Raw genomic sequence first — 10,663 nt, forward strand, 5'->3', positions numbered from 1 at the left:
TTTATGCTTGTGCAACGATAATAGCTGCTGCTTCGTCTTCATTATGATAAGCTACATCCACTTTTGAAAATCCCGCATCTTGAAGTAAGTCAATCTGAGTTTGCAAGGAAAAAGGAATGTCAATGTGATACAGCTCGTTGGACAATTCTTTCGTTAAGACTTGATGGTAATTTGCCAAAAGTTGTGCTTCCTTGTCAGCAGAAACTACACAGTCTCCCTCAATATACATTCCTTCTGGTTTGAGAGATTTTTTGATTTTTTCATATAAAGTACGCTTTACATCTTTCATGAAGTGGTGGAAACTGCAAACGGAAACCACATAATCATAGGAACAATCAGAAAACGGGAGAGATACATAGGAACCTTTCACGATTTCTATTTGCTTTAAATAGGTCGGATATTTCTCTTTTAGTTTCTTTAACATCTCTTCCGAAAGATCCATTGCTGTTACACGAGCATTTGGGAGTTTTTGAAAGATGCCTCTTAATTGATTCCCAGTCCCACATCCAAGATCGAGTACCTTTACGGCTTCTTCTGTTTCTACAATAGGTTTAGAAATTTCCTTATAAAACGAGTCAAAGTCTTGAAACATTCCATGCATATGTTCATCGTATCCTATTGCATGATCATCGAAAAACTTAGACATTTCTTCTGGTTTTTCGGACATACACATAACACCTGCTCCCTATAATTGAATAAGATTTTATGATAGTAGTTACATTCGTAATCGACTTAAAGTTAAAAGCCAAAAATTGATTTATATCGATTATAATGCCGTCCTACATCTTTTACAGCATGCGCATCGGAACCAAAAACAAAAGGAATCCCTAGCTTTTGAGCCTTCTTTACAATCCACTCTGATGGATAGGGTTCTAAGCAGTATTTCTTATCGAGTCCAGACGTATTGAAATCCAGTGCTATGCCTTTCTGTTTTAGCAGTAATAAGATCTCTTGGATCTCTTTCTCCATAGCTTCGGTAACCAAATTTCTACCTTGAATATAGTGTTGGAATTTTTGACACAGGGTGAGATGACCTATTCGGGAAGGTTGGAACTGAAGGATTGCCTCTTTGATCGTTTCATAGTAAACCTTTTGTATTGATTGAAAATTCCCGTGATATTGAACAAGGCTCTCTTCAAATTCCTCTGGAGTATTATCTACACAGCGCCATCCTCCTACTCCCTTGAGAAAATGTACAGATAGGATGGTTTCTTCTATATAACCTTGATACTCTTGGAGTAGATTTCGCGTCCAATCGATGTATTCGGCTAGATAATCAATTTCAAAACCTACTCGTATCTCTATTTGGTCTTTGTATTTTTGTTTTAACTGATGCATCTCTTTTATATAGCCGTCAAGCTCTGTTTCTTTCATTGTAAAATATTTAACCAATTCTTTCTCATATGGCAAAGATTCACAGAAAGAACGAGGTAGTGGAGCATGTTCTGTTAAAACGTATCGATCAAACCCTAATTCAATTGCTCTTTCAATAAACTTTGCTGTCTCTTCTCCAGAACCATGCGGGCAAAAGTGAGTATGGGTGTGCCCATCTACTTTCATCTTCTTCAATCCCTCCCATTATTCTTTCGCTTACCAACTGAAAACCCTTGAAATAGCCTCCCTCCATATGGTTCCAAAATCCTATCAACAAACTGAATAAATTGCCGTTTTTGACCACTTTTGCTAAAGCTATGAAACAAGCTCACAAACTCCTCACATAACTGTGGATTATAGTTTCGTAATGCTCGAACAATCCACTTTGAAGAGCCTATCCATTGTCGATTGGTCCGTAGAATAAATTCATGAACATCATAGGCTAAACTACTAGCAATAAACAGAGATTCTTCTTCATTTGTTGATCCTTCTAAGTCATATAGCAAGTCTGTAATCATGTATCTCTTTGAATCAATATCTTTTATTGTCCAAGGTTCAGGACCTTGTAATAGTATTTTTTCTGCCTCATATTTTATTGTTTGAGCTAATCCATCGTCTTGAAGAACTATTCCCTCCAAACACATTTGTGGCAAAGAAGGTCGTGCTCTTCCACAATCTTGTGCAAAAAAATCGTGATAGGTTTCAGATGTATGTATAAAAGTCTCTATCATCCATTGATAAGCAATAACAGATTCGCGATAGGCAGAGAGAATAGAGTCATCAATGATCACAATATCTAGATCAGACTGATCTGTTCCCTCTCCACGTACGACACTTCCAGCTAAAAGTGCAACCCTACAATCTGGATAATTTTCAGATATAAACTTTTCTGCTACTTCCATTGCACCCATTTTCATCTTTGAATCATCTTTTGTTTCATATTGCAACACCATAACTTTCTCGATAATTTCCTTAAAGCTTAAAATGTTTTAAAAACCACTCTGTTGCCAACTTTTCAATCACAGGTAAGTGATCTGTAAAGCTATGAGTAGCCCCCTGAATCAATTTCAACTTAGAGTCTTTCGGTAACCATCTCATTCCTTGTTGGCTTAATCGGAATAAGTCCCTTTCTTCCTCATCTGCATCTCCGTTCATAATCAATACTGGACACTTTACGTTTGCGAGTAATTCCCTTTGGTCTACTAATTCAAAATCCAAAAGCATTTGCTTATCAATAATGACCTTTCTTTGCTTTTGATTTTTTGTAATTTGGACTTTTGCCTTTAGTTCTTGTTTTTCTTCTTGTGTTAAAAAATTGTTCCAATCGTATTTCATTGGACCTGTTAATGCCCCTGTCAAAACTATCGTGACAATCTGATCTGTGTAACATTCTAAGCACACTCTACTACCAAGGCTATGACCATAGAGAGCAATACGGCTATACCCTCTGGATTCTACAAATGAAATAGCAGCATGCAGATCATCGATCCTTGTGGTCATGGTTAATCTTTCATCATCACTTTCCCCACAACCACTAAAATCAAAAGCTAAGACACTATACCCTAACTGATGAAAAGCGTTAGCAAATCTATCAAATCTCCCCTTTGAGGATTTTTCAGAAGTAAAGCCATGACACATGATAATAATTTTTTCAAGGGAGAAAGTATAGAAGTGTCCTACTAAAGTTAGATTTCGAGAGTTTTTAAAGGTTACTTTTTCCATACTTTTACTCCTCTGCTCTTGTTGAGATATAATCAACAAAGAAATTTCATATTGAATTTAAAACCATGTTGTGAGTCTAATGTCTTACTATTTTACACCATAGAACATTCTCAAAATATTTTCTTGATCAGGGACATTCGTTTTTTTAAATGATTGAATAAATGCTTCTTTATCATAGGATATTTGTTTCAAACTAACTCGAATGAATTCCCCTTCTATTTCCAATAAAGCATATCTAGCAAATGGCTGAGGGTTGCATCCTAATGCCCCAGGACTCACAAAGACAGTTTTATCTAATTGGAAATGATAGGACTCATGTAGATGCCCAAAAAGCACGGCATCGACGCATTTTGTATCTCGAAAAATCTCTCTTACTTCCTCCACCGGGACTGGATACTGATTACTTGTAGAAGTATACGGATTTTCACTAATCGGTACATTCGATTTCTCTGGCTTTATATGAAAATGTGTAAACAGAAGATTTTGGTTTTCATATTCACACATAATAATACGTGGCAATCGTGAGAGTTTTGGAATAAATTCTGGTCTAAGTTGATCTGCTATCCATTGATGATGGAGCTTTTCTCGTATATATGGGTACTGCTCTTCTTTTATCAAAGTCATAACTGCTTCCTCATGATTGCCTAAAATCATAGAAACATTTTCTCTTGAAAAAAAGGTCTCCAAAACTTCATTTGTATTTGGTCCTATAGCAATCATATCCCCCAAACAGTAAATATGATCAATATGGGGATACTGGTCATCAATCTCTCGTAAAACAGCTTTTAAAGCAGAATAATTTCCATGGATGTCTGTTATAACGGCAATGGATTGCAATTTTCTCACCACATTTCCACCTTAGGGTACCTGTAAATAAATCATTATGGAATAAAAATACCCCAGTTGCTTTGTAACCACTCAATCTCATAAAAAAATCGTTGTGGGACTACACTGCCTTTTTCAATATCTGTTTTTATCCACCAAGGAGCTTCTACTGTCCATAACAATTGAAATGCTCGTCCTAATTCTTTCAATTCAAAAGACGGAAACCATTCTTGGTAACCTTTAAAAAAAGCAAATAACTTCCCCTCATCTAAGCCATTTTCATCGATACAACCTGATAATGCTGCACGAGCCACGTCTAGTTCTAGGTACACATATCTCATTCGATCAAAATCTAAGATTGCTGAGATACGATCATCTTGAAAAAGCATATTATCGAGATGTAAATCCCAATGAGCCCAACCACGAGGACAAAGTTGAAATAAGGTAAAATCAAGGTGATTCAAGATCTCTCGTTGTTGCTCCAGTGCAGACAGAATTCGAGGAGTGCACTCTCCTTCTTTTGCTTGTTTGTATTGTTTTTCCCACTCATCCTGAATGTGTTCTTTGGATGGTGACCAATGAAGGTCACTGGCAGGTAGTTTACGAAAAGCAGCATGCATTTTTCCTAATTCATATCCAAGAGACTGCATTTGTTTCACATTTGTATGACTAGGTTTCACATACTCTCCTTCACAAATCTCCATTAAAGAAAACAAAACTCCTTCTGGAGTACTTAAAATAAATTCTCCATTCCAAGTATAAATTTTTGGACAGACGATTCCTTGCTGTTGAATTTTAATTTTGATCGCTAAAGCTTTTTTGACGTATGAAAGCTTTCCCTTGTATCGTTGTTGATCATACTGTTTTACAAATAACTTTTCTCCATTGGATAAAGTAACGATCCATTTTAAATTCTTACGGCCTCGAATAATCGGTTGAGCAGACTGTACTTCTGCTGATAACATTGATTTGATTTTTTAAAAAATAGATTCTTGAATGATTTTTCTCAACTCCATAAAATCCTTATTCGCTATCATATCTTTTAACTTACGAATCCACCTGATATAGACCAAGGATATTGAAATCGCTTCATGAATCCACTACATTGTTTAGTTCTGGTGAGTTGACCAAATTATTACCCTCCTATAATGACTACCTATTCAAATTTGACTTTATGCAAGGTACTTTCCCACCAAATAGAACTATCTCCATTTGCAAATTTATAAATCAATTCACTGAAAGGTTGAGGCATAACACATTTTTGATCTAACTCTTCCAGAGGAGACCAGAAAAATTCAAGATGTGACTCTTTGGATATCGGATTTCGATTTACATCTATATCTGTTATATTCACTTCAAAAACTTGATTAATTTCACATTGTAGTGCACCTTTATCTTCCCATTTATGTTCTACTAATCCTAAAAAACGAATAATGTTACAATCCACGCCTAACTCCTCTTGAATCTCACGGATTAACGCTTGAGGTGCACTCTCTCCAAATTCAATATGTCCACCAGGTAAAAAAGTATATGTTTCTCCCTTTGTCTGAACAAGTAATACATGGTTATTCTGAATAACAACAGCTCTTACTAGATGATGAAAACAAGAATTCATGTGGTCCTCCTTAGTTTTTTGGGGATATGATGTATTTCTTCTAGTCCTCTCAATCGTTACACCCGATAACCTCCTACATCTTCTGTCTTTAAGAATCACATGTTCACTTCCAGCTCTATGACCGCTCCCCACTTAGTTATAATTTCAAATCTAAAGAAAAGGATCACCTCAATATTAATCGATCCCTTTTTTGTGAGTATGAAAATTTATAACCATTCCTGTTTAAACTTTGACCTCGGAATTTGCTATGGAAGGAGAGGGGATAACAACTACACTTTATTGCTTATGCAAATCTGGAGTATATACATTGCTCTAGACATAACCCAAGGATCGCTCAAAGGAAGATTAAACCCAGTAATTGATCCTGAAAAATCTGAAAAAGCATTAGCGTAAACGCCTTCTTGTGCAACTTCTGGATTCTCCAACTGTAGTTTTGCTAACTCTCTTGCCCATTGATCAAAAGTCGCATCCGATATTACAGATGTGTTCATACGATAATACAAAAAGGAATGAATAAGAACCTGGCGGCGACGACGATTAATTAATTCAAGAATATCTGTTTTCATGAATTGTTCTCCTTTACTGTGGGCAAAAGTGTGTATGTCCGTCTATTTTCATTTTCAATCCCTCTGATTTTTCTTTCACTTACCAATTGAAAACCCTTGAAATAGCCTTCCTCCATATGGTTCCAGTATCCTATCAACAAATTTAATGAATTGCTGTTTTTGACCCCACTTGCAAAAGTTATGAAACAGTCTCACAAACACCTCACATAACTGCGGATTATAGTTTCGTAATGCTCGAACAATCCACTTTGAAGAACCTATCCATTGTCGATTGGTCCGTAGAATAAATTCATGAACATAGTAAACTAAACTACTAGCAATAAACAAAGATTCTTCTTCATTTGTTGATCCTTCTAAGTCATTTAGCAAGTCCGTAATCATGTATCGCTTTGAATCAATATCTTCTATTTTCCAAGGTTCAGGACCTTGTAATAGTATTTTTTCTGCCTCATCTTTTATTGTTTGAGCTAATCCATCATCTTGAAGAACTATTCCCTCTAAACACATTTGCGGCAAAGAAGGTCGTCCTCTTCTACAATCTTGTGCAAAAAAATCTTGATAGGTTTCAGATGTATGTACAAAGTCTCTATCATCCATTGATACGCAATGACAGATTCGCGAGCAGAGAAATAGAGTCATCAATGATCACAACAATATCTAGATCAGACTGATCTGTTCCCTCTCCACGTACAACACTTCCTGCTAAAAGTGCAACCCTACAATCTGGGTAATTTTCAAATATAAACTTTTTCGCAGCTTCCATTGCACCCATTTTCATCATTGAATCAACTCTTATTCCTATTTTCATATTGCAATTTCTCAAATTGATTATATATATAATTTTACAAAAAATGATAATTATCCTCTTTTTAAAAGTAATATACTCTTTTTTTGATTCCTATAAAGTAAAAAAGTGAATCTCACTCATAACTCAGCAAGATTCACTCAAAATTCTTTTCGATTCTCATCATAGAGAATTTGCTTCCCTATTTTTATTGGAGAACTGCTTTTATTCTGCGTACTCCATTAGATGAACTTTCTTCTTTCTTGATTATGAATGTACCAAGTTCCCCTGTATGCTTAACATGAGGACCGCCACAAACTTCTTTTGAGAATTCTCCAATAGAATATACTTTTACAATTTCACCATATTTCGATTCAAATAATCCAATGGCTCCTTGTTGTTTTGCATCTTCTAAAGTCATTTCTTGATTTACAATAGTTAAGTCATCTTTGATAGCTTGATTAACGATTGTTTCTACCTCTGATATTTCTTCAGGAAGAAGTTTACGACCAAAAGAAAAGTCAAACCTTAATCTTTTAGATGTAATATTGCTACCTCTCTGCTCAACAGATTCACCCAAAACTCTTCTTAACGCTTCATGTAAAAGGTGAGTGGCTGTGTGAAGACGTGTTGTTTCATCTGTATGATCTGCTAAACCACCTTTAAATTTTTGTTCTGCACCTTTTTGTGATTTCTTACGATGCTCTTCAAATCGTTCTTGATACTGGTTTATATCAACTGTTAATCCTTTCTCAGTAGCTAATTCCTGAGTTAACTCAATTGGAAAACCATAGGTATCATAAAGTTTAAACGCACTAGCACCATCAATTACTGTCGTTTTTTCATCTAGTCTTTTAACTACTTTCTCAAACTCCTTTAGTCCTTGCCGAATAGTCTTACCAAATTTTTGTTCTTCTGCATTCAATTCATGAATAATCTTATCCCTATTTTCATTCAGTTCGGGATATACATTACTGTATTTCTCAATAACAGCTTGACTGATTTGAGCTATGCCTCCTTCTTCGATATTCAACAACTTCGAGTATCGAATGGCTCTTCTAATCAGCCTTCTTAGAACATACCCTTGATCAACATTTGAAGGTGTTATACCCTTTGGATCTCCTAATATGAAAGTAGCTGTTCTAATATGGTCAGCAATAATTCTAAAATCCTTAGACTCAGTAGGTTTTACATCATTTTGATCAGAAAGTTCGTGTATTTTCTTAAGAATTTCTTCAAATAGATCAGTGTCATACACTGTACCTCCATTTAAAGCAACTAATACTCTTTCCAATCCCATCCCAGTATCAACATTCTTTTGTGATAGTGGAGTAAATTCCCCTTTATCATTTTTATAATACTCCATAAAGACATTGTTCCAAATTTCTAGATACTTGCCACAGTCACATGATGGGTCACATGATTCTGAGCATTTTTCTTTTCCTGTATCAATAAAAATTTCTGTATCTGGACCACAAGGACCTGTTGCACCTACTGGTCCCCACCAATTGTGTTCTTTAGATTGAAACGAAATACGCTCTGCATCTACACCTAAATCCAGCCACAAAGAGTATGATTCTTCGTCTCTTTGTACATCTTGATCACCAGCAAATACAGTAAAAAACAGTCTTTCTTTAGGTATATGTAGCCATTCTTCTGAAGTCAAGAACTCCCAACTCCAGTTGATAGATTCTTTCTTAAAATAATCACCTAAAGACCAATTTCCTAACATCTCAAAGAAGGTACAGTGAGTATCATCACCAATCTCTTCAATATCACCTGTTCGTATGCACCTTTGCACATTAACGACACGTTTACCTTGTGGATGCGGCTCGCCTAATAAATAGGGAACCAAGGGCTGCATACCCGCAGTTGTGAATAATGAAGTTGGATCATTTTCGGGAATCACGGAAGCATTGGGAATCACCTGATGATTTTTGCTTTTAAAAAAGTCAAGGTACTTGGATCTTATTTCTTCTGATGTATATTGTCTCACTTTCTAAAACACCTCTTTTTAAATATAAACATCACAATCATAAAGAACAAAAACAAAAAATGCTCTGTATGATTATTATTAACAAAAAATATTACATCAGATACAACTCAAGGTTACTAAAACCATTGTTATTATATCAATAGTGGCTATGATAAAAGTTACCACATCTATCATCAAATGTCTTGTTTATCAATTTTACTAAAGAAAATAATTATTGGATTCGATTGAATAATCATTTTAATCAGTTTTCTTTGAATTTAAATGTATTACATCATTCTATAAATCAGTCACTACTAATTTTCTTAAGAACATAATACTGAAATATACTATCATTTTCCTCTTCATACCCTGTACATGATAGAAGATTAAGATTTTTTCTAATCATGAATTCCTTTTCAAGTAGTACTGGAGTATGACCAAAACATATTACAAATCCATTTATTTTGACTTTTTTTTTTAAGATGTTATACAGTCTATGTGCATTTTCGTAGGTCACTACTCTAAAATTCAAAAATCTGAGAAAGAGAAAATCTACAGATTCATCCTCCAAACTACTATTAAATGCATTCTCACAATGTACTACATCTAATTTATTCCTTGCTATATTCACCATTTCCTTACTAAGATCGCATCCAATTGCTGTAACAGTATTATAATGTTTTTTTATTTCCTCCAAAAAATCCCCAGTAGAGCATGCGGGATCGTAAAGTACCATGTTTGTTAATACGTTAACTTTTGATAACCATCGAATCGTATACTTTCTAAGATGCTCTTCACCTCTTGCTAAGTATATGGGCAAATTTTCATAAACTTCCCAACCGTCCTCTGGAGATTCTCTTTCCTTTCTTGTATTGAAATCATAGAATTTATAGGGAAAGTAAATATTCGTCATCCTGTCTTGCTTGATTTTTTTAAAGATATTTATTTTTTCCCCTTTATACAAGGGAAAGTAATCGATTTCTATTTTAGATTCATCGTAATTTGCTTCATTTAATATTCCAATAATCATTTCCTTTGATATTCTGCTACAATTCAAAGATGTTAACCTACCAGTCCTGTTCATTATGGATAAAGTTTTTCTGCCAAATATTTTATATCCATTATCCAGTTCAATAAAGAAAATATTTTGAGGTGAATTATAATCTCTTTCTACGAATATTTCTGTATCCCTTTCCATAACTTTCTCAATGAAGAAAACCTCTTCTACTATATTCTCTGGAATCGCCATTTCTGAATATATATTTTCTTCTATTTTCAGCTTCTCTTCTTTGGTAAAAGGCAACTCGTTATTAAACTGAATCATACTGTCACCTACCGATTTAGTTTATTAGAATAGTATATTCTTCTGCTGGCAAACCGACCTTCTTCAAAGGCTTTTAAGTCAGATTCAGTGATTACGTAAAGATACCCTTGTCCATTTTCATTTATTAGCTGTTTGCTTGGAATATCCCAATCCTTTTTCCCTAAAATGACCTTGCCACTTGGGGCTCTATATAGAACATTGAACCAAGGAGTACCATGATTTATTGCATTAGGAATCAATTGAATTCCCATTTTTGGACTTTCTTTTTTCTGATAGTGAATTGACAACCGAATATAGCTTTCAAATTTTTTTGAAATAAGATCAGAAAGCCCTGCTTTAAGAATAAGAGATTTTTTTGCTATTTCCTTTGATTTCTTTTGCAATTGGTTCTTGCTCATATTTATATATCCAATCTTGTCTGCAAATTCATTTTTAGTAAACAAGATTTCATTTTGGACATCTCTAGAACGAGGGTTAT

At 34.7% G+C, this 10,663-nt stretch carries 13 protein-coding genes; all 13 read right to left on the minus strand.

What is annotated here, in order from left to right:
* Position 1: 1 nt before the first annotated feature.
* Entirely contained in the window at positions 2–667 is a 666-nt protein-coding gene (locus tag AC5WOF_RS14820; RefSeq protein ID WP_496050719.1) for a class I SAM-dependent methyltransferase, read from the minus strand.
* Positions 668–738: 71 nt separating this feature from the next.
* A complete protein-coding gene (gene hisJ / locus AC5WOF_RS14825; protein ID WP_496050720.1) occupies positions 739–1,560 on the minus strand; it encodes a histidinol-phosphatase HisJ in 822 nt (273 codons plus the stop codon).
* A 5-nt stretch (positions 1,561–1,565) separates the two neighbouring features.
* The gene (locus tag AC5WOF_RS14830) at positions 1,566–2,321 is read right to left on the minus strand and encodes a nucleotidyltransferase domain-containing protein (RefSeq protein ID WP_496050721.1); all 756 of its coding nucleotides are present in this window, start codon (positions 2,319–2,321) and stop codon (positions 1,566–1,568) included.
* 25 nt (positions 2,322–2,346) lie between these two features.
* The gene (locus tag AC5WOF_RS14835; RefSeq protein WP_496050722.1) at positions 2,347–3,096 is read right to left on the minus strand and encodes an alpha/beta hydrolase; all 750 of its coding nucleotides are present in this window, start codon (positions 3,094–3,096) and stop codon (positions 2,347–2,349) included.
* An 87-nt stretch (positions 3,097–3,183) separates the two neighbouring features.
* Positions 3,184–3,942: a metallophosphoesterase family protein gene (locus AC5WOF_RS14840; RefSeq protein WP_496050723.1), complete on the minus strand. Its 759-nt coding sequence runs from the start codon at positions 3,940–3,942 to the stop codon at positions 3,184–3,186.
* A gap of 35 nt (positions 3,943–3,977) precedes the next feature.
* Positions 3,978–4,886 carry a phosphotransferase gene (locus tag AC5WOF_RS14845; protein ID WP_496050724.1) on the minus strand — a complete coding sequence of 303 codons (909 nt, stop codon included), beginning with the start codon at positions 4,884–4,886 and terminating at the stop codon, positions 3,978–3,980.
* A 191-nt stretch (positions 4,887–5,077) separates the two neighbouring features.
* Complete coding sequence (locus AC5WOF_RS14850) at positions 5,078–5,536, minus strand: NUDIX domain-containing protein (protein WP_496050725.1); 459 nt, start codon at positions 5,534–5,536, stop codon at positions 5,078–5,080.
* Between the two features lie 269 nt (positions 5,537–5,805).
* Entirely contained in the window at positions 5,806–6,102 is a 297-nt protein-coding gene (locus AC5WOF_RS14855; RefSeq protein WP_496050726.1) for a DNA ligase LigA-related protein, read from the minus strand.
* Positions 6,103–6,177: 75 nt separating this feature from the next.
* Positions 6,178–6,618 (minus strand): nucleotidyltransferase, encoded by a 441-nt coding sequence (locus AC5WOF_RS14860; RefSeq protein ID WP_496050727.1) that lies wholly within the window; start codon positions 6,616–6,618, stop codon positions 6,178–6,180.
* Between the two features lie 73 nt (positions 6,619–6,691).
* Positions 6,692–6,883 (minus strand): nucleotidyltransferase domain-containing protein, encoded by a 192-nt coding sequence (locus AC5WOF_RS14865; protein ID WP_496050728.1) that lies wholly within the window; start codon positions 6,881–6,883, stop codon positions 6,692–6,694.
* Between the two features lie 211 nt (positions 6,884–7,094).
* Positions 7,095–8,882, minus strand: coding sequence for an alanine--tRNA ligase (locus AC5WOF_RS14870; RefSeq protein ID WP_496050729.1), 1,788 nt, complete (start codon positions 8,880–8,882; stop codon positions 7,095–7,097).
* A 283-nt stretch (positions 8,883–9,165) separates the two neighbouring features.
* Positions 9,166–10,185: a methyltransferase domain-containing protein gene (locus AC5WOF_RS14875; protein WP_496050730.1), complete on the minus strand. Its 1,020-nt coding sequence runs from the start codon at positions 10,183–10,185 to the stop codon at positions 9,166–9,168.
* Positions 10,186–10,193: 8 nt separating this feature from the next.
* The coding region (locus AC5WOF_RS14880; protein WP_496050731.1) for an L-tyrosine/L-tryptophan isonitrile synthase family protein at positions 10,194–10,663 on the minus strand (470 nt) is incomplete at its 5' end.

Source organism: Shimazuella sp. NTD250, assembly GCF_059510375.1.